Source organism: Mucilaginibacter sp. cycad4, from assembly GCF_034263275.1.
Lineage (GTDB): Bacteria > Bacteroidota > Bacteroidia > Sphingobacteriales > Sphingobacteriaceae > Mucilaginibacter.
The window spans coordinates 1,681,003-1,705,141 of sequence record NZ_CP139559.1; the positions used below are offsets into that span (position 1 = coordinate 1,681,003).

A 24,139-nucleotide genomic window follows, 5' to 3' on the forward strand; every position below is an offset into this window, starting at 1 on the left:
TATGCCATCTTTACTTTTAACTGACATTGAGTTTAAAGACGGCTTTTCAAATCGTCCCGTATCTTATTTTCCCATTCGTCTTTTAAAATACTCAGCACAATCGAGTCGCGGCGGCTGCCATCGGCAAGAGGCGTATGATTTCGCAAAACGCCTTCAACTGTACAGCCGATGCTTTTCATGGCAGCTATACTTCGCTGATTGCGGGCATCTGCCCTGAATTCCACGCGTTCCATTCCAAGTGTATCAAAGGCAAATTGCAGCAGCAAAAACTTACAATGTTTGTTGAGCCCGCTTCCTCTGAATTTTTCGCCAAACCAGGTATACCCTAACTGCAGGGTTTGATAGGCAGGCTGAATATCATAGAAACGGGTACTGCCTGCATACTCGCCGCACTCTTTATCAAAAATTATAAAAGGATATTCCTTACCTGTAGCACGGCCATTAGCAGCTGCCTTGATGTAAGCCCGCATTCCATCCTCGCCGGCAGCGCTTGTGAGCGAATAATTCCAGGTATCGGGTCGTTGATGGCAAAAGGGAGCAGGTAGTCAAGGTCAATTTTCTGTAAAGGGCGTAATAGTACCCTGTCATCTTCTAAAACATAGGTTGCTTCGGGATTAAATGCAGTGCTCATCGTTAATTGTTATTGCCTGGTATGAAAGTTAAGCTTTATCGGCCATTGCAAGCTCATACATCTGGTCAAAAGGTTTATTTTTTAGTTCGATGGCAACAGTGGAGTTCCGCTGCTCACAATATTTAAGCATCTCATAACAATCGGTTAAAATATCGTCATCAACTCCTTTAAAAGTCATTTCCACCACTTTGCCCGAGATCTTATAATAATCGTCAAGTGCCGCAATACCTTTTTCTGTTATCTTGATCAGTTTAGCCCGTTTGTCATCGGGCGAGGTGCGTTCATCTATCTTACTTTCACGAATGAGCCGGTTAATGACGTCCATGCCGGTAGTTGTTTCGGCGAACATATAATTGATCAGGTCGCTTTTTCTTACTTCACCAAGATGAAGCAATCCATTCAGGTAATAAAAACTTTCGGCAGGAGGGACGCCGATGTGGTTAACTGCCGATCGGAAATAAAGCGAATAAGCACTTAAAATACGGCCGAGGATTTTAAGTAAATAGGCGCCGTTCATGATACGCTCGCCTTTTTTGTCGGGGTGTTTAGGCTTTGGGCGTTGTTTTTGCAGATAATATCTGCAAAATGCTTCTACAGTAGGTTGTTCACTTACTGCTTCAAAAGCAGCCCACTCGTCAACTAATTGCACTATCGGTTTCATTTTATTCCGGTTTGGACGTAAAATTATAAACTTATTTCTAAAATGTTTTAATTATTACCGAATAGGAATATATTTGTAAAACTATGTCGAAATTGAAATATATAGAAAATAAAAATGGCTTAACGTTCCGTTCTGATTTATTTCAATAATTTTAGATTGAAATAAAAATGTTTTTCGGCCTCAATCGTCAACCCTAATAAAGGTGCGATTTACATTCGCGAAATGAGAATTATAAATCAAAGATCACTATGCAACCTGATCCTACAAAAAAAACAAACAGTAAACCTCCCGGTGTATTTAGTTTGCTGAAACCATATAAAGGGCTTGTGGCACTTTTGTTGTTATTTGCCTTACTGGGCAATGCCATGAACCTTTGGCTGCCTAAAATTATAGCTAATGGTATCGATGCCTACTCCAATCACCATTTTGTGATAAACGAAGTTATGGTCAAATTCCTGACAGCAACGATTGTAGTATTTTTGTTTGCAGGCTTACAGGCAATTGTTCAAATATATGCGTCTGAAAAAGTAGCGCGCGATCTCAGGCAGCAGCTGGCTGACAAAATATCCCGCCAAACCCATGCTTTTATCGAACAGGCAAATCCTTCAAAACTGTTAACCAACCTTACTTCGGATATCGATTCGATCAAACTATTCGTATCACAAGCTTTGGTCTCCATTGTATCATCCTTGTTTATCATTATTGGCTGCAGTGTGATGCTGCTTACCATTAACTGGAAACTTGCGCTGGTTGTGATCACCATTATTCCCATTATAGGTGGTACGTTTTTTTATGTTTTGAAAAACGTGCGTGCCTTGTTTATGAAAAGCCGCGGCGTTATCGATCAGCTTAACAAGGTAATTAACGAGAGCATACTTGGCGCGGCACTTATCAGGGTGATCAACTCGCAGCAACTGGAGTACAATAAATTCCTTGCTGCCAATACTGAAGCGAAGGATTACGGCTTAAAGATCCTTGGCTTTTTTGCCGGGCTCATTCCCATTGTAACGTTTACGGCTAACATGGCTGCATTTACCATTTTGGTAATGGGCGGGCATTTCGTGATCAGCGGCAGCATGACCCTGGGCAGTTTCGCGGCTTTTAACAGCTACCTGTCGTTATTGATATTCCCGATATTCATTTTAGGTTTCATGAGCAACCTGATAGCGCAGGCCACGGCTTCGTTTACAAGGATCAGCCTGGTTTTGAACGCGCCTGACGTTACCGACGGCGGTCCGCTGAAAGATACTTTGCACGGCGATGTTGAACTTAAGGACGTTACCATAACCTATGGGCAAAAATCGGCACTAAAAAACATCTCATTTAAAGTTAAGGCGGGTTCAAAGATCGCTATTATCGGGCCGACATCCGCAGGTAAAACACAGTTATTGTACTTGCTTACGGGTTTGATTAGTGCAACTACAGGCGAAGTGCTGTTTGATAGCAAACCGCTTACCGAATACGACAGTGAGACCTTTCACAGGCAGGTTGGCTTTGTTTTCCAGGACAGTATCATCTTTAACATGAGCATCCGTGAAAATATAGCCTTCAGCGATACGGTAACTGATGAATCGCTTCAAAAGGCTATTGAAACGGCCGAGTTAAGCACGTTTATAGACGGCCTGCCCAATAAATTGAGTACCGTAGTATCTGAACGGGGATCAAGCCTTTCGGGCGGACAAAAACAACGTATAATGCTGGCCCGGGCGCTTGCAGTTAATCCAAAGGTTTTGCTGCTTGATGATTTTACTGCAAGGGTTGATAACAATACAGAAAGAAAGATCCTGGCAAATATTCAAAAGAACTATCCGGGTTTAACGCTGATATCGGTAACCCAAAAGATTGCTTCTGTTGAACATTACGACCAGATCATTTTGCTGATGCAGGGCGAAATAGTAGCCAGCGGTGTGCATGATGAGTTGATGAAAACGAGCCCGGATTATGTACAGATCTTTAATTCACAGCAAAGTACCAGCAATTACGAACAGGGTGTTAATCACTAAATTACATTGATACCTTAAAAAATATTGATTACAATGAACTACGATCTTAACCAATTAGGTAAAAATCAGCAGAAAACCTCGACGCTGGCCGGGTTAAAAAAGCTGTTCCAGCTTATAGCCCACGAAAAGCGTACGCTCATTATTGCTTTTTTTGCCATCCTTGTTAACTCCACACTTAACCTGCTTGGGCCGCTTATTATTGGCCATACCATTGACAAGTATGTGCAGCACAAAGATTTTAGCGGGGTTTTACATAATGCAGCTATTTTATTTTGTATGTACCTGGTAGCTTTATTTACCAGCTATAAGCAAACCACGCTAATGGGCGGGGTGGGGCAAAGGATGTTGTTTACCCTGCGTAATTCTATCTTTAATAAGTTACAGCAGTTGCCGGTGGCCTTTTTTAATCAGAACAAAGCCGGCGATCTGATATCGAGAGTTAATAACGATACCGATAAGCTTAATCAATTCTTCTCCCAATCGCTGATGCAGTTTATCGGCAATATCTCTATTATGATTGGCGCCGGTATTTTTTTGCTGGCTATCAATATTGAACTGGGGGCCGCTGCTTTATCTCCCGCGTTGGTCATCCTGTTTTTAACGCTGGTATTATCACCATGGATAAAAAGGAAAAATGCCGCGAATTTGAAAAGTACCGGTGCATTGAGCGGTGAGATCCAGGAGAGCATTAATAATTTTAAAGTGATCATCGCTTTTAACCGGCGCGATTATTTCAGGAAACGTTTCGATATCGCCAACAATCAAAACTATAAAACTGCTATTGGATCGGGCTTGGCTAATAACGTTTTTGTGCCGGTATATGGTTTATTTGCCAGCATGGCCCAGCTTACCGTGCTGTGCTTTGGTATCTACCTGATCAGTAAAGGTATGTTCTCTATCGGGTTGCTGGTTAGTTACCTGTCATATGCTACCAACTTTTATAATCCGTTAAGGCAATTAGCTGCCTTATGGACAAACTTTCAATTGGCAATGGCAGGTTGGGACAGGATCTCGCAGATCTTATCCCTTGAAACAGATTTGCCGGTACTGCAGGCAGGCATTAGCGAACCTGATGCTGCTTTATTAGAGTTCAGGCATGTGCATTTCAGTTATGATGAAAGCCGGGAGATCCTCCATAATATCTGCTTTAAGTTAGAACGCGGCAAAACCTATGCCTTAGTTGGCCCCACAGGTGGCGGCAAAACAACAACTGCTTCACTAATAGCACGTTTGTATGACCCTACTAAAGGCCTGGTGTTACTTGGCGGGAAAGATATCAGGAGCTTCACAGCGGAGGAACGCAGCCGAAAAATAGGCTTTATTTTGCAGGAGCCGTTCCTTTTTACAGGCACGGTGAGGGATAATATCCTTTATGGCAACGAGCTATTTGAAGATCATACTAACGAAGAAATGGAACAGGTGATCAGGGATGTTAACCTGGGCAGCCTGCTGGCAATTTTTGAAGAGGGACTGGATACCAAAGTTCTGTCAGGTGGAGATAGTATTAGTTTAGGCCAAAAGCAATTGATTGCCTTTATGCGGGCTGTTTTGCGTAATCCCGAAATTTTGATATTGGATGAAGCTACGGCCAACATTGATACCATTACTGAAAAATTGTTGAGCGATATTTTGGATAACCTCCCTAAAACTACTACAAGGGTAATCATAGCGCACCGTCTAAATACCATTGAAAATGCCGATGAGATTTTCTTCGTAAACTCAGGAGAGGTGATCAGGGCAGGATCATTTGATGATGCTATGGATTTATTGTTGCAGGGGAAAAGGGTGAGTTAATTTACCCATAACATGATAAAAAATGAATGTCATGCTGAGTAGGCAAAATCCGGGGCCTGACGCTTTTTTTAAGTTGTTATGGGTAGCCTTGTCGTAGCATGGTGGGCTTTTACGCGCGGCCCTTCGACAGCATCGGGGTAACAAGCTCTCCACGCAATGTCATTATACCTTCAGAGGCTTCGGGTTTTATTTATTCAGACGGACAGGCCTGCTTTTTGTCATCACATATTCAGAGGCCACCGGATTTTTGATCACTTCGCCTGTCAGAAAATGCCTGTTTTTTTATCACAATTTGATAAATCCTTTTAATTGGGGCTGATAAATCACCAACTTATAAAATAGTTGTCCGATCAACACTAAATAATTGCTAAATTATTTTTACCATTGCATATAAACTTAACCTAAGTTATGCATAAGTACAGCGGCGAAACGCGCATTTTAGTTGCAACAGATTGTATCATATTCGGATTCGACGGGGCAAATATTAAGTTATTGCTTGTTCAGCGTGGCCTTGAGCCCGAAAAACACAAGTGGAGCCTGATAGGCGGTTTTATAAAGCCAACCGAATCACCGGAAGATGCTGCAAACCGTGTTCTTGAATTGCGTACCGGGCTTAAAAATGTGTACATGGAGCAGTTCCAGGTATTTGGTAAGCCAGAGCGTGACCCGGTAGAAAGAACGCTTTCCGTTGCTTATTTCGCGCTTATCGATATCCACAAGTATGAGGCACAGCTAAGTGAAGAGTACCATCCCGAATGGTTTTTGCTGGATGAAATGCCCGACCTGATATTTGACCACAATGAAATGGTGCGCCTGGCTAAAAGGCAGCTGCGTTACAAGGCCGCGCTTCACCCGATATTATTCCAGTTACTCCCTGAAAAGTTTACGATTCCGCAATTGCAGGCACTTTATGAAGGTGTTTATCAAACCAAATTTGATGACAGGAACTTTAGCCGTAAGCTGCTTTCAACAGGTTTGCTTGTAAAGCTTCCTGAAAAGGATAAGCTGTCATCAAAAAAAGGGGCGTTTTACTACAAGCTTGATCAATCACATTACGAAGAAAACTTTGAATCGTTCCTGAACCTGGTGCCTAACCCGGATAAGTTTTTTTAGCATGCAGGGCAAATGCATTTTAATATTTTAGTGACGATGTTAAGTCGTGTTAACCCCCATTCAGATGCGTTTGCCATGTTTAGCCTGTGGGTTAATTTTTTTACATCAAGATCCTGCTGATCGGGTTTTTAGATAGCGATATTGTTGCTGACGCTGTTAAGGGGGATAGTTCACAAAACCATTGCCAAACCGTAGCAACAAAACTATCTGAAATATACCATCCAAATGCCCCTGAAGTTTATGATCAGCGGGAAAACGACCTTGCCCTTACCTGTAAATTAAACATAGCTAATTATGAAATTGACCGGGTAATTAAACAGCATGGTTAATTTTATATAATTACCATACCGTATCAATTAAAGGTTTTTGTACTTTTAAAGTGTTAGTTTAATACTATCAAAACCAATTCAACTAAACACTTTTGAGCAGTATAAATTTTTTGCGGTCGCTAAGCCTCACGTTTACTTTCTTATGCTTTGCTGTTTATGCTTCTGCGCAGGGTTCATCAAACCAGGGTACAGAATTTTATACTGCATATACCGACCATATTGATGGCGCGGCCGGCAGTCCTACTGCGCTGGGCAGGGGTAGCCAGATGGAGCTTTACATAACTGCCGACGTAAATACTGCTGTAACTGTTGAGGTTGCAGATGGTAGCTTTTCAAGCACCTACCAGGTTAAGGCAAAGGACATATTAACGGTAGATATCCCTCCCGGAGCTTTTATCGGGAGCCAGGGGCAGTTTTTAAAGGGGATCCATATCACATCGTTGAAACCTATCGCAGTTTACGCGCATATTTTTGCAGAGAACGTATCCGGTGCAACGCTTCTGCTGCCGGTTAACACGCTCGGTAAAGATTACCTCTCCATTAACTATCTACAAATATCAAACTCAAACAACGGTACAAAAAATACTGAAGGCGTGCCATCATATTCAACCTTTGCAGTAATAGCTACAGAAGATAATACCACGGTTGAAATAACACCCGCACAACCATTGTTAAACGGGATTCCTGCAAACCAACCCTTTACCGTAAATTTAAAAAAAGGCGAAGTATACCAGGGATTATCGGCTACTGATCTTACAGGTACCCGTATCCGTTCAATTGTGAGTACTGCCGGGGCCTGTAAAAAAATAGCTGTTTTTTCGGGTAGCTCAAAAATAAGCATTGGGTGCCAGGGCGATAAAGGCTCATCAGATAACCTCTTTCAGCAGGTTTATCCTTTAGCAGTGTGGGGTAAAAATTATATAACTGCGCCATTAAAAGGGCGCAATTACGATATTTTAAGAATAGTACTTAGCTCGCCCGATACAAAGGTTACCGTAAATGGCGTAGCGCCACAGGGAGGGCTGAACAATGGTTTGTATTACGAGTTTACATCAACTGCAACTAATGTTATCGCTGCCGATAAACCAATTCAGGTAGCGCAATATGCAGTAACCCAGGGCGAAGGTTTAAACTGCCAGCTTATTCAAGGTGATACGGGCGATCCTGAAATGATATATCTAACCCCGATTGAACAAACACTTGATCACGTTACACTAAACTCAACCGGAAACTATCGGATCCTGAATAATTTTATTAATGTTATTATTAAAACAGCTGCGGTGCCAACGTTTTCGCTCGACGGAGAATCTTATACCCAGTTTTCTCCGGTGCCGAACAGCATTTATTCCTACGCACAAATCAGTGTAAATGCAGGCGTACATAATATCAAAGCATCGGATGGGTTCAACGCAATTGCTTATGGGTTTGGCAAAACTGAATCCTACGGTTATGCTGCAGGCACCAACCTTAAAAACCTGAATGAGTTTATTGCATTATTAAACCCTTTGGATAAGTCGGTACAGGCCAATGGCTGCGCCGATACACATTACAAACTGCAGCTTACGTTGCCATTTCAAACCAATAAAATAAGCTGGGACTTTAAGGATGGCAGTGCTGCTGTTGTTGTAGACAACCCAATACCAACCGGTTCAATCATAAAGGATTCGAAGGTGCTTTATACTTATGAATGTCCGGTAGATAAAACCTATATCGATGGCGATTATAGTGTGGTGGCAACTGTATTTAACCCTATTGCGGATGAATGCGGATCAAATGAGGACGTGCAGTTTGATTTTAATATCTCGGTGCCGCCGGTTGTAAAGTTCAATTTTTCAAATACCTGTTTTGGCGGCGATGTTCAGTTCACCGATCAGTCAACCTCAGGTACACGGCAAATTAAAACATGGCGATGGGACTTTGGTGATGGCTTAGCTGATATAGTGCAAAACCCTGTACATAAATATGCCCAACCCGGCGATTACCCGGTTACCCTGTTTGTTACCAATGAAAATGGATGCGGGGCTGCATCTGATCCAATAAAAATCCATATATCAAAGCCTCCTGTTGCGTCCTTTAGCTACTCAACACCTGGCTGTACAGGGCAGGACGTTACCTTTACCGATAATTCAACATCTGCCGGAGGAAGTATCACAAGCTGGCAATGGGACTTTGGCGATGGTACACCGGTTGAAACCCTTACAAGCAAAAATCCGTTTAACCACACGTTTAATAAACCGGGAGATTATTTGGTTAAACTAACCGTCACAAATGATAATGGTTGCGCAAGTAATATAGCCCCGTTGCATGTTAACATTTATCCTGTGCCAGTAGTTGATTTTTTATTGCCCGATGCTTGTGAAGATGACTTTGCTCTGTTTACTGATCAAAGCACAATTGCTGATGCCACAGAAGCAGATTTTACCTACGAGTGGAATTTTGGCGATCCTGCAGCAACACCAGCTAACCCGAATATTTCCCACGAGAAAAACCCCAGGCACAAGTTTTTGGCCGGTAATTACCAGGTTACACTTAAGGTTACTTCAAAAAACGGATGCTCTTTTACATCGGCTTCAAAGTCATTAACAATTAACGGCAGTAAGCCAAAGGCTACAGTAATTATTAAGGATCTGGCAGGCTTATGCAGCGCTCAGGAAGTGTTTTTTGAAAACCGGTCATCGGTTAATTTCGGGGAGATTACCCGGCTTGAGGTTACTTATGACAGCAACGATCCATCAACTATGGTGGTTTATGATCATCCGATACCAGGACAACAACTGCGACATAAATATCCCTTGTTTACCACGGGATCGCGCCTGGTTACCTTGCGGGCAGTAGCGTATTCAGGCACATCATGTTCTGATGTTACAGAAATCCCGGTTAATTTAAAAGCATCGCCTATGGTGACCTTTGATCAGGCGCCTGTTTTTTGCATCGAATCGGAACCAAAAAAAATGTTGCCAAAACTTGATGGCCCTGCCGGTTCAGGCGTATTTTCAGGAACAGGGATTAATGCGGATGGTATGTTTAACCCGGCTGTTTCCGGCGCAGGCATATTTGATATCAGGTACATCTACACAACTGCGGATGCCTGTGCTGATACAGTTATACAACAGGTTAAGGTAGATGCATCGCCTCTTGTTTCATTAGGGCCGGATTTTACCATGCTTGAAGGCACAAAGCACATTTTAAAACCCACAGTGAACGATAATAACTTAAATTATAAATGGACACCGGCAACAGGCCTTGATCATGACGATGTAGCTAATCCTGTGGCAAGCCCGGCACAGGATATAACCTACCAGGTAGTGGTTACATCGGCACATGGATGCCAGGCTATGGCTACTGTATCGGTAAAGGTTTTAAAGTTTTTAGTAGTTCCCAATGTGTTTACGCCTAATGGAGATGGGATAAATGACATTTGGAGTGTTAAATATTTAGAAAGTTATCCAAATAATAAGGTTGATGTATACAACCGATTCGGAGAAAAGGTATATTCGTCAATTGGTTATAGTGTACCGTGGGATGGGAAATACAAAGGCTTATATTTGCCTCCCGGAACTTATTATTATATTATTGACCCCAAAAATGGCCGGGAGGTTATTGCAGGTAATGTGACCATTATCAGATAAAAATGAAGCGAATTTTACATACTCTACTTATTATTGCTGTAACAACTCAACTGGCAAAAGCACAGCAACGACCGCAGTACACTCAATACGTATTTAATAATTACCTTTTAAACCCTGCGTTAAGCGGTATTGAAAACTATACCGATGTAAAACTGGGCTACCGGAGCCAATGGACAGGGCTTGAAGGAGCACCTGTAACATCCTATTTTTCAGTAAACGCGCCTATAGGTAACAGGTTTTTACAGGGCGATGCTACCGCGTTTCCGGCAGGAGGAGGGCTAAACCCGTCAAGCAGGTCATATACACAAAATTATATGGCTGCAGAACCGCACCACGGGGTGGGTTTAATGGTGGTATCTGATAAAACCGGCCCGATAACACAAACCAATATTGATGCAACTTATGCCTACCACCTTGGGCTTACCGAAACTTTAAACTTAGCTGTTGGGGTATCTGCCGGGGTAAGTCATAATATTATAGATAAAAGTAAACTTACCTATGTTGATCAAAACGACCCGACCATTAATGGCATCGCGGGTTCACAGTGGAAACCCGACTTAGGTGTAGGTGTATGGGCATATTCGTCAAATTATTTCTTTGGTGCATCAGTACAACAAATCCTGCCGCAAAATTTATATGTGACTACATCTACAACAGCTGTACAAAATAAAACCGTGCCGCATTATTTTGTGACCGGTGGCGTTAAGCTTTTCGTATCTGATGATATTACGCTGATGCCTTCTGCCTTATTAAAATTTATAGCTCCTGTTCCGGTAACTTTTGATGTGAACATGAAAATGTCGTTTAGAGACAAATTCTGGATAGGGGGTTCATACCGTCGTAATGATTCATACGCCGCGTTAGTAGGGTTTAACCTGAACTCGCTTATTAATGTCGGGTATTCATATGATTTTACAACATCTGCCTTAAACACGGTGAGCCATGGCTCACATGAAATTGTGTTAGGCATCCTGCTTAATAATCGATATAAAGTAACTTGTCCTCAGCATACTTTTTAATTCTTAAAAGCGTTTCTAGTATACTGGCACAAATTGTCGTACCGTTCGAAATTATTCCGGATTAAGCTCTGTAATTCGGTTTGGCCTATGGAGATGCAATTATGCTGCTGTGCGTAAACACTTATAAACCATTTTGATAATTTCCTAATCAACTGTAGCTGTAGCAGTTTTAATTTACGATATTTAGTTTCTTAAAAGGATAAAAAATAAAACAATACAATTGTTTCATGGGTTTATTTAATAACAACTAAAATTAAAACCTATGAATACCAATAATGAAAACTGGGGAAACCAGGATAATGACCGTGATAATTTTGAAAACAACACCAATTCATTTTCTGTAAATGGTGGTGAAGCCTATCCAAACCGTGATCTTGAAAGCGACGATGATGATCTGGATGAAGTAGACGATATAGTTGACTATGATGAAAACCCTGAGGTAGAAAAAACCGAAGAAGAACAGGTGGGTAGCCATAGTCAATCGGAGGTTGATCAGCCCAACAGAAGTGCTGATACATCATTCAGTGAGCAAACAGACGTAACGCCGCCGAATAAAAAAGAATTTCCATCGGTAGGCCCGGCTAAAACCGATTTCGAGAGCCGTCCGCAAGGACGCACCACCGGAAGGATGGTTGGTCATGAACCCGGAACTGAAGGGATTTAATAAAAGGAGGTATAATCATGATTGATTATAAAAATGACTATCCTGCTTCCCGGCGGGATAATATTAAGGAGACAAGGGAAAGTAACATGACAGGCAGCTATAACTATGCTGCCCGAAACAATCCCTGTCTTGAAACACGAGGTCCTCAAAGAAAACACTTCAAAGTTTTACATGAGGATGGCAGCCTGGCCGATCTTCCGGATCCAAATGTTGAAGGAGCGGGGGTAGGAGATGGCACAATAGGCCGTTAAGCAAAAAAGGTGACCAAAATGGCCACCTTTTTTATGCTGTTATGATTAGATATACTATGTAGTATAGCCCAGGATTTTTAATACCTGCTTACTGTTTTGTTCTTCTCCAAATACCTCAAAGTTAAACGTTTCGTCCCTGTTACGGCGAATGATCACATGTTTGGGCGATGGCAACAGGCAGTGGTGGATGCCGCCATAACCGCTTAATACCTCCTGGTAAGCACCGGTATTAAAGAATCCCAAATATTGCACCTTACGGGTTTTAGGCATAAATACACTGTTCATATGCGCTTCCTGGTTGTAATAGTCCTGCCCGTCGCAGGTGATACCGCCAAGGTTTACACGTTCGTATTCCGAATCCCAGTTGTTAACCGGCAACAAGATGTATTTTTGATTCAGTGCCCACACATCAGGCAGATTGGTAATAAATGAGCCATCAAGCATCAGCCAGCGTTCGCGGTCGTTTTGTTGTTTACGGCCTAATACCTTGTACAGGATACCCGAAGCTTCGGCTACAGTATACTTGCCGAATTCGGTAATGATATCCGGTTCCATGGTGTCATGCTCAGCACAGATCTCTTTGATGCGGCTTACAATTTCGTTGATCATGTATTCATAATCAAAATCGAAAACCAGCGAGTCTTTAAATGGCATACCGCCGCCAATATCAAGTGTATCCAGGTGTGGGTTTACTTTTTTGAATTTGCAGTAAAGGGTTACATATTTTTCAAGCTCGTTCCAGTAATACGGTGTATCAGAGATACCGGAGTTGATGAAGAAATGCAATAACTTAACCTGGAAGTTAGGGTTATCCTCAATTTTGTTATGATAAAAGTCAATAACATCTTCCATACGCACACCTAAACGTGAAGTGTAAAACTGAGAATCAGGCTGCTCTTCAGCTGCTATCCGGATACCCAGGTTACAAGGGGTGTCCATCTCAATTTCGTCGTCGTAAAGGTTAAATTCTTCTTTATTATCTAATACCGGGATGATGTTTTTAAAACCATCATGCAGCATATCAATAATATACGTTTTGTACTGAAAGGTTTTAAAGCCGTTACATATTACTGTTATATCCTTTGTTACGGTACCTTTTTTCTCCAGCGCATCAATCATAGGCATGTCAAATGCCGATGATGTTTCCAGGTGGATCTCGTTTTTCAGGGCCTCTTCAACAATATGCTTGAAATGCGAGCTCTTGGTGCAATAGCAGTATTTATAGCTGCCACGATAATTGTTTTTGATAATAGCCTGTTGAAACAGCAGTTTGGCCTGCTGAATCTTCTTGGATATCATAGGCAGATAAGTAAAGCGTAGGGGAGTTCCGTACGTTTCAATCATCTCCATCAAATTTAGGTCCTGAAAGTATAGTTCATCATCGATGATCTCAAAACCATCCTGTGGAAAGCCTACACTTAAGTCAAGAAATTCCTGGTAACTCTGCATCCTTAAAAATTTTGGGGCAAAAATGTAATTTTTAAACGGAATATTTGGCTATTTGTTAGGATTAATTTTATTGACAGAATGTAATGTTTTTGCAATGAAAGGCCGATTAACCATTACCTGCTGTAATACAGCAGGTAATGGTTGGTAATCAATAGATATTTTCGATAATAATGAAGCTGTAATATAGGTGATCCGGAGTGTTGATAGATGCGCAAGATTCAGCTCGCATAATTACGCTACCGCTGCCTCCTTGTTATATTTATTACGGTAATCAATTGGCGAGAGCCCGGTGATTTTTTTAAAGACTGTACGGAATGCCTTGGCATCGGTATAACCAACATCGTACATTACCTCGTTGATGTTTTTTGGGGTACTTTCCAATTGTTTTTTTGCTGCTTCGATTTTTACGCGTTGTATATATTCAACCGGGGTATTGTTGGTGGCTTTTTTAAACCGGCGTTCAAAATGCCTGCGGCCAATGGCATACATTGATGACAGGTCTTCAACCGAAATTTTTTCAGTAACATTATTTTCTATGTATTCCTGGGCTTGCTTAATAGGGTTGTCCTCGTGCTTTTTTTGCCCCGTGAACATAGCAAAAGGCGACTGACTTTTCCGGTCGATCTCCAGGGCATAGATCTTGGCAGCCATGATAGCTATATCCCGGCCGGCATACTTTTCAATCAGCAACAGTAACAAGCTCCAGTACGAGGTGGCCCCTCCGCTTGAATATAAGCCCTGCTGCTCGGTAACAATACGTCCGTCAACCAGCTTCACTTCCGGGAACATATTTCTGAACGCGTCAGCTGTAATCCAATGACTGGAACATTCTTTACCGTTTAACAACCCGGTTGATGCCAATATAAATGAGCCGATGCATAGACTTGCTATTTCAGCGCCGTTGTTGTACTGGTTAATGATCCACGGTACAAAATCCCGGTTTACGTTTACCGCGTTTTGAAGATCACCGCTTATGGCAGGGATGATCACCATATCGCTTTTTGGCAGCTCGTTTAATAAAATATCCGTATGAACCGAAAACATGCCGCCATGCACTTTAACTTCTTTAGAAAGTCCAACCATCTGTACATCAAAAACAGGTTGCTTCCCCATCGATTGTAAAAAATCGTTGGCGCCTGTAAAAATGGTTCGGGCATCAACTATACTGGCTAAAACAGCTTCATTGGGTATCAGGATGGCAACATGTTTCATTTTATTATTCGTATAACTGGTTATCTGGGATAAAGATAGTGAACACTAAAGTCGCAAACAACCCCTTAACAAGTCCTTTTTACGTGCTACCCGGTTTTATTCCCGGGGATAACTTTGTATCGTTAACAAATATGTAACCACTCAAAAACAATATCATCATGAAACCAAAAACAATTAAAACCCTGTACTGGATCTTTACTGTACTTTTTTTATTAGCTATGCTTGGCGATGCTTACGGAGGGATCACTATGCAGCAGGCTGGCAAAGATTCATTAGCTAAACTTGGTTACCCCTTTTACCTCATGGTTATTATGGGATCGGCAAAAATAGCAGGTGTACTGGCCATAGCACAAACCAGGTACCAGGTTATTAAAGAATGGGCTTATTCTGGCTTTACTATCAGTTTTATCGGTGCATTTTTATCATGGGTAGCAGTGGGGGCTGGTGTTGCCATGCTCATTCCGCCTGTAGTTATGCTGCTTGTTATGTTCTTTACCTACTATTTATGGAAAAAGTATGAACAGGTAAAAGAACTGGGCTTAACCAACACCAAACTTGCCGCAAATACCGAGCTGGCTTAATGTTATAAGTTTAATTATTAAATACCGGGTTTATCAATAAACCCGGTTTGCTTTGTTTATTACCATGCGCAAACTAATCGTATCCTTAAATATTACGCTGGATGGTTTTGTAGCGGCAGAGGATGAGGGCCTGGATTGGCACTATCAATACTGGACGGATGAAATAGCCGAGACGACAACAGAACTCCTTTGCAGGGCCGATACTATTCTATTGGGTAAAAATACATATCAGGCTATGGCCGCCTACTGGCCCTTTCAGGCTAAGTGCATGAACTTTCCCCGTACGGACATTGCCTATGCAGATATGATGAACAACTATCAAAAAGTGGTTCTATCCTCAACAATGACCTCCGTACGGTGGAATAATTCGCTATTGCTCAAAGGAAATATAAAGAGGGCTGTTGAGCATTTAAAAAAGCAACATGGCCGTGATATCCTTACATACGGAAGCATCAGTGTGGTTAAAAAGCTGGTGGCTGTGAATTTGGTTGATGAGTACCAGCTTTGGATCCACCCGGTGATTTTAGGCAGTGGTAAATCACTTTTCAAGGGGTTGAAAAGTAACTTGCCTTTAAAACTGGTTTTAAAGAAAGTTTTTTCATCGGGTGTTATTTTGATGGTTTATCAATCACATATTTAACTTAGGCAACAGAATCAAACCGACCGGTTTAAAAACGCATTTTTATTGCTGACATACTGTTGTCAATAAGGTGTTACACCTTTGTATGTAAAAATGTGATCCGTTATGAACAGAGCCGACAGGTTGCTCAGGGTATTGGTGCTTCTGCAAACCAGGGATGTGGTTTCTATCGACCTGCTGAAATCGTATTTCCGTATCAGTACCCGTACAGCCTACCAGGATATTGAGGGCCTAAAGCAACTAAAAATAACGGTAACATTTGAAGCTGAAAAAGGCTGTTTTGTTTTAGTTGCAAGCTGCCCTTCTCCGGGGAATAAAAGTGAGATCGTTTCTCAGCCGATGCTGGTTATTCCGCCGGCCATAAAAAATGAGGTGTTAACAATTATCCCGCGGGCGGTAAATAATGATCCTCAAAACTCATCGTCATAGTTTATCTTTCCATTTTTCAGCCGCACATAATCTACCGATCCCGTACCCTGGAACCGGAAAACAATCCCGATTATTTTAGCCCGGCTGATTCCTTTATTCACTGTGTAAACAGGTTTATCATCAATAAAAATTTGTGCCCTTCCATTGTGTGATTCAATTTTAAGCGGTATGTATTTTTCAAAGTCTACCCCAAAGGCTGAGAGATCATGTTTTTTACCCGATATCTCGTAACCCGCAAAAAACATGTCGAGATCAGATACACAGCCTTTGGCACTTAGGGGAATCCAGATGGCTGTGCCTTTACACAGTATATAAACGGTGCTTAAACGACAAGCGGCTGCACCCTCGTGATAGCTGTTTTTTACGGCTGTTTCAAACGTGAAATCATCGCTGTAAATCTCGCCGTAATCGGTAACGTTGGTATAAACCACAAAAGGCGGGGTGGGCTGCATGGCAATATTCCGCTCTTTGATCTTTTCGGGCGATAGGGAAAGCTTGCCATCTGTCAGGGCATCCTTTTTTTCATAATAAACCGGTACGGGCTGCTTTTCAACTATTGGCAGCCATCCGTTTGATTTAACAAACAATTCATGCTGTTTTACAATTTTTCCGCCGACAATGAGCTTAGCGTAATAAAAATCGGGGAAGTAATAAATGGACGTATGCTGACGGTCGTTTTTGGAAACGTTAACCCGCAGGTGCCTGTCCCATGATTGCTGAATAGTTACCGAATCATATGGAGATTTACTTGCGTCAAAATCAAATACAACCGAATTAGGCAGTCCTGATGTGATCACCTTTTTACTGCTAAAAGTATAATCTTTGGGTATTATGGGTGGTTTCGGATGCTCGGTACGTGAGGCGATTATCACAATCAATAAAATACCCATCAGCGTTAAAACGCCCAAAGCATAAGGCATCGATCTGAAATGTTTTTTTACGGGCCGCGGTTTCGGTTGAGGGGGAGTGACCGGTTTGTCAGCAGGAACAAACTGCATACTGAATACCCTGAAGTTTTCATAACCCAAAAACTGCACCAGCGTATCCATGGTATAGGTATTGGGCAGACTATCATATTTAACCTTACCCCCAGATGCGCTTCAGCGTAACGTGGCTTATGGACGCACCGGTTTTCTCCCTTATCTTTTCGCTCAAGTTTATAAAATCCTGGTTCTTCCAGCTACCGCTGTCGCCCCAGCCGGTGAAGGCTTCGTATTGTTTTATCAGTTCGGTAATAAGCAACTCTTGTGCAGGCATATCCATTGGTCAAAAATAGCCGGTAAATCAGTTCAAATATTATTTGTACAGGCTTGTACCAACTTGTACAAACTGTGAATTGCAATAGCCTTGCGGGCAAACTAATTTTATGAGCAATTCGAAAATTAAACCTAAATATACCATAACCTAACCAACAATGAAACAAATACTAAGCAGGATCAGCGCATACATTTATGCCACAGTAATGTTCATATTCGGTATCCAGCATTTTATGTATGCCGATTTTGTGGCCACGCTTGTGCCCGGCTGGATCCCGTTCCACCTGTTTTGGGTATATCTTACGGCAGTTGCGCTTATGGCCGCTGCTGTTAGTATCTATGTTAATCTATATGCCCAATTGGGATGTTTTTTATTAGGGTGTATGATATGGGTGTTTATTTTAACTATACATATCCCGTTACTCATCAACAGTCATTTTGATGCTGGCAAAATAACCAATGCCCTGAAAGATACCGGGCTTGCGTCATGCGCCTTTATACTTGCGGTTATCTATGACCGGGAGGGCTAAAATTAATATCCTATGGTAGGTAACATGAATACGTTGGTTGTAGTCTCGTTATCTTTTTGAATATAATACCAAATTGTTCCCAAAACCGGGCAATGTGTTTGACCGCCTTGGCGAAGCCTATATAAGGAGGGTAATAAACCGTTGGCGCTATTGAATTTAAAAAGCCACTACAGCCCGATACTGCGAATGATAATGCCAAAAAGGTAATACTCGAACTGGATAGATAGGGTAGCCACAGTAAAAATAAGGGGTTTATTGACAGGCTGAATTGTGCATACAATTACCAACTCTTATATATCCATCTGTTAATGCCGGCTTGCTTTGTGCAGGTCGGTTAACAGATATTACTTATTTCATCCTTATTTTACTTCCTACAGTTATAGCCATAATAAATCAGGCTAATCATCAGAAATCGGGTTTATGTACTGCTGTAAAATTTATAAAACTTTTACATCTATATCTTGTTCACATAACGTTCGCCGGGCACTGCTCTTGTTGTATATTTTAGTTTAAAACTTATTGCATATTGGGCTGGCATATTTAAAAAGATGATTTAACTTTAAGGCGTTCCGTTTTGGCTGTTTATTGCCATATTTGAAACAAAACCGAACCAGATAATTTGAAAATATACAACCACTTATGCAGGAATTAGACCCCACCATTCTTCAAAAAGCAAACTCATGGCTTCAAGGAAATTATGATGCTGATGTAAAGCAGGAAATTCAAAAGTTAATTGACGATAAGGCTTATACTGAACTAACAGATTCATTTTATCGCGATCTGGAATTTGGTACAGGAGGCCTTCGCGGCATTATGGGGCCGGGTTCAAATCGAATCAACAAGTATACTATAGGTGCCGCCACACAGGGATTAGCTAATTACCTGAAGAAAACCTATCCTGGCGAAAAAATCAAAGTAGCTATTGCTCATGACAGTCGTAACAACGCCGATTTCTTTTCGACCATTACCGCAGAGGTTTTTTCGGCCAATGATATTTACGTTTACTTTTTTAAGGCATTACGCCCTACACCGGAGCTTTCGTTTGCCGTACGCCATTTAGGTTGCAAAAGCGGTGTAATGCTTACCGCATCGCACAATCCTAAAGAGTACAACGGCTACAAAGCCTACGGAGCTGACGGCGGTCAGTTTGTTTCTCCGCACGATAAAGCTGTAATGGACGAGGTTGCCGCCATCAGCAGCATTGATGATATCAAATTTAACCGCGTTGATGCTAATATCGAAGAAATAGGAGAGGATATTGACGAGCTTTACCTGAGCAAGATCACCGAACTTTCTGTTTCGCCCGATGCTATTGCCCGTCAAAAAGATCTTAAAATAGTTTACTCTCCAATTCACGGTACGGGTATTACTTTAGTTCCGCAGGCCCTGAAAAGCTTTGGTTTTGAAAATGTGATCCTGGTTGAGGAGCAAATTACACCCGATGGCAATTTCCCAACAGTGGTTTACCCAAACCCCGAGGAAAAGGAAGCATTGACCCTTGCCCTTAAAAAAGCACAGGAAACTGATGCCGACCTGGTTTTGGCTACTGACCCTGACGCCGACCGTGTAGGTATCGCCGTAAAAAATACCGATGGTGAGTTTATCCTGCTTAATGGTAACCAAACCGGCGCTATGCTGATCAATTATCTGCTGAGTGCATGGGAAGAAAAAGGCAAGCTTACAGGTAAGGAGTATATTGTTAAAACCATTGTTACCACAAACCTTATTGAGCGTATAGCCGAGGCAAAAAATGTTACTTACTATAACACGCTTACAGGCTTTAAATATATCGGTGAGCTAATGACCCATTTTGAGGGTAAACAAACCTTTATAGGCGGCGGCGAAGAAAGCTACGGTTACCTGATAGGCGAACTGGTAAGGGATAAGGATGCTGTAGTTTCAAGCGCATTTATTGCCGAAATGACCGCCTATTACAAAGATAAAGGCAGTAGCTTATTTGAAGCATTGATTGATACTTATGTACAATATGGTTTTTATAAGGAAAAGCTGATCTCCCTGACTAAAAAAGGTAAAACCGGTGCCGGAGAAATTAAGGAAATGATGGAGAAATTCCGTACCAATCCTCCGGCCACTTTAGGCGGCTCAAAAGTAAGTACACTTAAGGATTATGAAAAGCGCATTGAAACAGATTTGGCTACCAATACAAGCAAACCAATTGAATTGCCGGCATCTGATGTTTTACAGTTCATTACCGAAGATGGAAGTATCATTTCGGCCCGCCCGTCAGGTACCGAGCCCAAAATTAAGTTTTATTGCAGTGTGAACGGTAAACTTGATAGTAAAGAAGTTTATAATGAAACAGATAAACAGCTTGATGCCAAGATTGCCTCAATTATGCAGGACCTTGGTGTTTAGGTACTGATAATGATAAAAAAAATCCCGGCCAGATCTCAATCGGCCGGGATTTTTTTATGGGTGATTTAGCGGGTGTTTATTACATTGTTTTTCTGGGGCGCCTTGGCCTGTCACCTGCAGGTGACTGATCATTATTGCTCCGGTAATTGCTTTGGCTGTTGTAGCCTCGGGTATTGTTAGCCCTGTCACCGCTGCCCCTGTTATTGTTATTGCCGTATCCAAATGACTTGCGCGGCGGAGGGGTTTTCTTAACAAAGTCGTCGTTTATTTTTACACTCAATACCCGATCGGCAATAGGCGTACCGTCTAAGGCTATCACCGCGTTCTCGGCACCGGTGCGATCCTTCATTTCAAGAAATGCATATCCCTTGCATATTCTTGTTTTTTTGTCACGCACAATTTTAATCGTTTCCACATCGCCATGCGGACCTATCATTTTAACAAGTTCCAGCTCTGTCATTTCCAGAGGAAAGCCGCCTACAAATAATTTGACCATTTATAAATTGAGATTAAAGATGATAGATAACCACCGTATACAAATTTCGTTTGATTTTTTTTAAATAAAGGATGTTTTCGGGTTAAAACCAAAGTTTATTTTAATAATTCGGTCTTTGTAAGCTGCAAATGATATAAAAGGGGCGTTTTGTGCCCATTGATAAATGTAAATGACTCAATATAAAACCGAGAACGACTGGTATGCATCTTTGAGGATCACTGCCGGTTTGTTTGCTGCAATTTCGCTTTCGAGGTGTTTACTGCTAAATATAGCTACTCCCATTTCGGTTTTTACCTGGTATCTTAGTGACAGGTTCAGCGCACTTGTATCCCAATTGTAAATGTCGGCATAATTATTCGGGCGCCCCGTAAACGGCCCATATGCTTTTAAGAAATCGCCGAGGATTTTATATGCGTCAGTCATCTTGAAAAAGAGATAAATATTTACAATTTTGTTTTTATAGGTGCGAAAACCTATTGCATCCAATAATAAACTATCCCCCTGCACTAATAAACTGCTGTCTTTATATTGATAACGTATACAACTGTCTGCATCGGGTTTATCATCATTATCTAAATAGGCAAGCTTATAGGCCGGAATCTGGCTGATATCCTCACCGAGTGTCAGCCCGCTAATGCCGTTGCAAAATTTTAAATATTCAACCGATCCTGGTGTTTTAGACTGAGAGAAAACCAGCGATGGTAAAAGGCAGGCTATTGCAATCAATAATGTTTTGACGCCTGTTTTTAGTGCTTCATGATATGTTTTCATAAGTCAGGGTTTACAATACCAAAACAAGCCCGATGCCATACCTGCCTTAAAATTTATTTATATTAATTTTTATTTAAATTTTGAAATAATGAGTTTATATAATTAAAATCATTGCAATTGTTTTAATTGATTGTATATTACTTGTATAGAAAAGGATGCAGAGACTGATGAAACTGTCTGGTTTTGTTAATTAAAAGTTAAAAGCAAGCCTTGCCGTTCGAATCCTCATGATCCAAATCTTTTTCAGGTTGATGCAGCGTAATCCTTAATGACTAAAAAACAAACTAAAACGCATTAGCAATACTGCAAATCCATATATTTGAGAAGGATAAACCGGGGATAGGTTCGCAATTGTCCCAAAATGATAGCCTTGTTAGTTACCGTTTAATTAATTTATAAGTATTTTGATCCTGCCGAAATTGTGTGTTTGATTAGATATCATTGGGTTAGGTACGCTATTTTTAAAACCTTAATAACAAAAATGAAATACATCTTCTGTTTGCTTTTTTCATTAATTAATCTTTCAGCAAATGCACTAACTGATACTAATACCTTACTCGAAGAATTAAAGAATGAAATAGCAAAGAAAAATATATATGATAACAGTAAAGAGGTAAGGATCCAAAAATTGAAGGCATACCAGTTAAAACTTTCGCAAACCAATTATGATGCGCGGTTTGATACCTGGGACAAGCTTTACAACGAATATAAATCATATCAGTTTGATTCGGCCTATGTTTATGTCGATAAAATGATATCGCTGAGCAAGGTAACAGGGAATAAGCCAAAGGAATATTATAGTTATGTGAGAATGGCTTTTATTCTCCTTTCGTCAGGAATGTTTAACGAAACATTTGATTATTTGCGTAAAGTAAATGTGAAAGCCCTAAGCAATGCCGATAAGGTTGATTACTATTTTTTTTTAGCCAGATGCAATTATGACCTGGCAAACTACAGTAATGACAAATATTTTAGTCCTGATTATATTAAGGCCGGTAATAAATATATTGATTCGGCAGTTTCGTTTTGCGGCAACGACCATATAATGCATACTTATTTGCTTGGCTTGCAGGATTATCAGGAAAAGGATTACAAGGAAGGGCGGATAAGGTTTAAAAAACTACTGGAAAAGGACATGCCAATTTCCATGCACCTGCGGGCAATGGTGTCATGCTCATTGGGAGCTATCTGTCTTGAAGATAATGAACGGCAAGAAGGCCTTAATTTAATGATGAGGGCTGCAATAGCCGATATTAAATCATCAACCCGTGAAACGGTTGCGCTTTATACGCTGGCCGAATTGTTATATAAACAGGGTAACATCAAAGATGCTTACAGTTTCATTCAATTGGCTAAAGCTGATGCCGACTTTTACGGTGCCCGCCAGCGTAAAATACAAATAGGGGCAATTTTACCATTAATAGCTGCGGCCGAGCTAAATAACACTGAGCATCAAAAAAATCGTTTCCTGGTATTCCTGTTAATTATTACCGCGCTTGCGTTACTGGTAGTCTTTTTCCTGGTGATGATCGTTAAGCAATTAAAAAAACTGAAAATCAAAGAAGCCATAATTGAAGGAAAAAATGTGCAGTTAAACCACATAAACGGGAAACTGATTGAAGATGCAAAAATTAAGGAGGAATATATCGGGCAGTTTTTTAAAGCTATTTCGGGATACATAGTTAAGCTCGAAAATTTGAAGATTTCCATTGATGCCAAGCTCTCGATGAAGAAGTATGATGCCATTCATACTTTTGTAAATAATATTGATATTAAAAAGGAAAGAGAGAACCTATACTACAGCTTTGATCATATTTTTTTGAAGATCTTCCCTGATTTTATTACGGTATTTAACAGCCTGTTTGCGGAGAAAGATCAGATTTGGCCCGATGAGGATGAAGTATTAAATACTGATCTCCGGATATTCGCACTTATAAGGATGGGTATTGCCGATAATGAAACCATTGCCAAAATATTGGAGTATTCTGTTAATACAATCTACGTTTACAAAATGAGGATCAAGGCAAAATCGCTGCATCCGGATCAGTTTGAACAACGGATTATGGATATCAGGGCTTTTGACTACGATTGATTTTTTAAGAAAATACATCCTGAAAAACCCTGTAAGGTTACCAAATCTTACGGGGTTTTTAGCAAAAAAGTATTATAAATGATTAAAAAAACATTATATTTTTTGTAGCGGATTTTTATATAACTATCTCTTTTTTAAACATTTAACTTTTAAAAACGTCGAAAAAATTTATAAAAATATTAAAATAAGCCATTTTCACCTTTGCTGCCCGCT

Annotated in this window: 22 protein-coding genes; 13 read left to right on the plus strand and 9 right to left on the minus strand. The window is 40.9% G+C overall.

The genetic code is table 11. The features are described from left to right. Positions 1–32 precede the first annotated feature (32 nt). From SNE26_RS06945 to SNE26_RS06955, 3 genes are read right to left on the minus strand one after another with little or no spacing between them, the layout of a single operon-like run. The gene (locus tag SNE26_RS06945) at positions 33–470 is read right to left on the minus strand and encodes a GNAT family protein (protein ID WP_321558636.1); all 438 of its coding nucleotides are present in this window, start codon (positions 468–470) and stop codon (positions 33–35) included. Next, on the minus strand, positions 407–631 hold the full coding sequence (locus SNE26_RS06950; protein WP_321558637.1) for a hypothetical protein: 225 nt from the start codon (positions 629–631) through the stop codon (positions 407–409). Before SNE26_RS06950 ends, SNE26_RS06945 begins: the two co-directional genes overlap by 64 nt. 28 nt (positions 632–659) lie before the next feature. Further along, complete coding sequence (locus SNE26_RS06955; RefSeq protein WP_321558638.1) at positions 660–1,292, minus strand: MarR family winged helix-turn-helix transcriptional regulator; 633 nt, start codon at positions 1,290–1,292, stop codon at positions 660–662. A 248-nt stretch (positions 1,293–1,540) separates the two neighbouring features. Between SNE26_RS06955 and SNE26_RS06960 the strand changes: the two genes are divergently transcribed. From SNE26_RS06960 to SNE26_RS06990, 7 genes are all read left to right on the plus strand, one after another. Beyond that, positions 1,541–3,295, plus strand: coding sequence for an ABC transporter ATP-binding protein (locus SNE26_RS06960; RefSeq protein WP_321558639.1), 1,755 nt, complete (start codon positions 1,541–1,543; stop codon positions 3,293–3,295). 33 nt (positions 3,296–3,328) lie between these two features. Next, positions 3,329–5,089, plus strand: coding sequence for an ABC transporter ATP-binding protein (locus tag SNE26_RS06965; protein WP_321558640.1), 1,761 nt, complete (start codon positions 3,329–3,331; stop codon positions 5,087–5,089). 408 nt (positions 5,090–5,497) lie between these two features. After that, positions 5,498–6,202, plus strand: a complete 705-nt coding sequence (locus tag SNE26_RS06970) for an NUDIX domain-containing protein (RefSeq protein ID WP_321558641.1) — start codon at positions 5,498–5,500, stop codon at positions 6,200–6,202. Between the two features lie 421 nt (positions 6,203–6,623). Beyond that, on the plus strand, positions 6,624–10,160 hold the full coding sequence (locus SNE26_RS06975) for a PKD domain-containing protein (protein WP_321558642.1): 3,537 nt from the start codon (positions 6,624–6,626) through the stop codon (positions 10,158–10,160). Between the two features lie 2 nt (positions 10,161–10,162). Next, entirely contained in the window at positions 10,163–11,179 is a 1,017-nt protein-coding gene (locus SNE26_RS06980) for a type IX secretion system membrane protein PorP/SprF (protein WP_321558643.1), read from the plus strand. Between the two features lie 262 nt (positions 11,180–11,441). Continuing rightward, a complete protein-coding gene (locus tag SNE26_RS06985; protein ID WP_321558644.1) occupies positions 11,442–11,843 on the plus strand; it encodes a hypothetical protein in 402 nt (133 codons plus the stop codon). Between the two features lie 17 nt (positions 11,844–11,860). Then, the gene (locus SNE26_RS06990; RefSeq protein ID WP_321558645.1) at positions 11,861–12,094 is read left to right on the plus strand and encodes a hypothetical protein; all 234 of its coding nucleotides are present in this window, start codon (positions 11,861–11,863) and stop codon (positions 12,092–12,094) included. 54 nt (positions 12,095–12,148) lie between these two features. Here the strand turns inward: SNE26_RS06990 and SNE26_RS06995 are convergent, their stop codons facing one another. After that, positions 12,149–13,543, minus strand: a complete 1,395-nt coding sequence (locus tag SNE26_RS06995; protein ID WP_090525492.1) for an arginine decarboxylase — start codon at positions 13,541–13,543, stop codon at positions 12,149–12,151. A 231-nt stretch (positions 13,544–13,774) separates the two neighbouring features. Beyond that, on the minus strand, positions 13,775–14,755 hold the full coding sequence (locus tag SNE26_RS07000) for a helix-turn-helix domain-containing protein (protein WP_321558646.1): 981 nt from the start codon (positions 14,753–14,755) through the stop codon (positions 13,775–13,777). Between the two features lie 158 nt (positions 14,756–14,913). On the opposite strand from SNE26_RS07000, the gene SNE26_RS07005 reads away from it, so the two are divergent. From SNE26_RS07005 to SNE26_RS07015, 3 genes are all read left to right on the plus strand, one after another. Further along, entirely contained in the window at positions 14,914–15,336 is a 423-nt protein-coding gene (locus tag SNE26_RS07005) for a DoxX family protein (RefSeq protein WP_321558647.1), read from the plus strand. Positions 15,337–15,400: 64 nt separating this feature from the next. Beyond that, positions 15,401–15,976 carry a dihydrofolate reductase family protein gene (locus SNE26_RS07010; RefSeq protein WP_321558648.1) on the plus strand — a complete coding sequence of 192 codons (576 nt, stop codon included), beginning with the start codon at positions 15,401–15,403 and terminating at the stop codon, positions 15,974–15,976. Between the two features lie 105 nt (positions 15,977–16,081). After that, positions 16,082–16,405, plus strand: coding sequence for an HTH domain-containing protein (locus SNE26_RS07015; protein ID WP_321558649.1), 324 nt, complete (start codon positions 16,082–16,084; stop codon positions 16,403–16,405). Here the strand turns inward: SNE26_RS07015 and SNE26_RS07020 are convergent. Together SNE26_RS07020 and SNE26_RS07025 are read right to left on the minus strand one after the other, a co-directional pair. Next, complete coding sequence (locus SNE26_RS07020) at positions 16,387–17,454, minus strand: hypothetical protein (protein WP_321558650.1); 1,068 nt, start codon at positions 17,452–17,454, stop codon at positions 16,387–16,389. The genes SNE26_RS07015 and SNE26_RS07020 overlap by 19 nt on opposite strands. A gap of 34 nt (positions 17,455–17,488) precedes the next feature. Then, complete coding sequence (locus SNE26_RS07025; RefSeq protein WP_321558651.1) at positions 17,489–17,662, minus strand: hypothetical protein; 174 nt, start codon at positions 17,660–17,662, stop codon at positions 17,489–17,491. Between the two features lie 157 nt (positions 17,663–17,819). On the opposite strand from SNE26_RS07025, the gene SNE26_RS07030 reads away from it, so the two are divergent. Beyond that, complete coding sequence (locus SNE26_RS07030) at positions 17,820–18,191, plus strand: hypothetical protein (protein ID WP_321558652.1); 372 nt, start codon at positions 17,820–17,822, stop codon at positions 18,189–18,191. A 639-nt stretch (positions 18,192–18,830) separates the two neighbouring features. Further along, on the plus strand, positions 18,831–20,567 hold the full coding sequence (locus SNE26_RS07035) for a phospho-sugar mutase (RefSeq protein ID WP_321558653.1): 1,737 nt from the start codon (positions 18,831–18,833) through the stop codon (positions 20,565–20,567). Between the two features lie 79 nt (positions 20,568–20,646). Here SNE26_RS07035 and SNE26_RS07040 read toward each other — a convergent pair whose 3' ends face one another. Both SNE26_RS07040 and SNE26_RS07045 read right to left on the minus strand, forming a co-directional pair. Next, positions 20,647–21,063 (minus strand): RNA-binding protein, encoded by a 417-nt coding sequence (locus SNE26_RS07040; RefSeq protein WP_321558654.1) that lies wholly within the window; start codon positions 21,061–21,063, stop codon positions 20,647–20,649. A 174-nt stretch (positions 21,064–21,237) separates the two neighbouring features. After that, complete coding sequence (locus SNE26_RS07045) at positions 21,238–21,834, minus strand: hypothetical protein (protein ID WP_321558655.1); 597 nt, start codon at positions 21,832–21,834, stop codon at positions 21,238–21,240. Positions 21,835–22,315: 481 nt separating this feature from the next. Between SNE26_RS07045 and SNE26_RS07050 the strand changes: the two genes are divergently transcribed. Further along, positions 22,316–23,926, plus strand: coding sequence for a DUF6377 domain-containing protein (locus SNE26_RS07050; protein WP_321558656.1), 1,611 nt, complete (start codon positions 22,316–22,318; stop codon positions 23,924–23,926). The last annotated feature ends 213 nt before the right edge of the window (positions 23,927–24,139 follow it).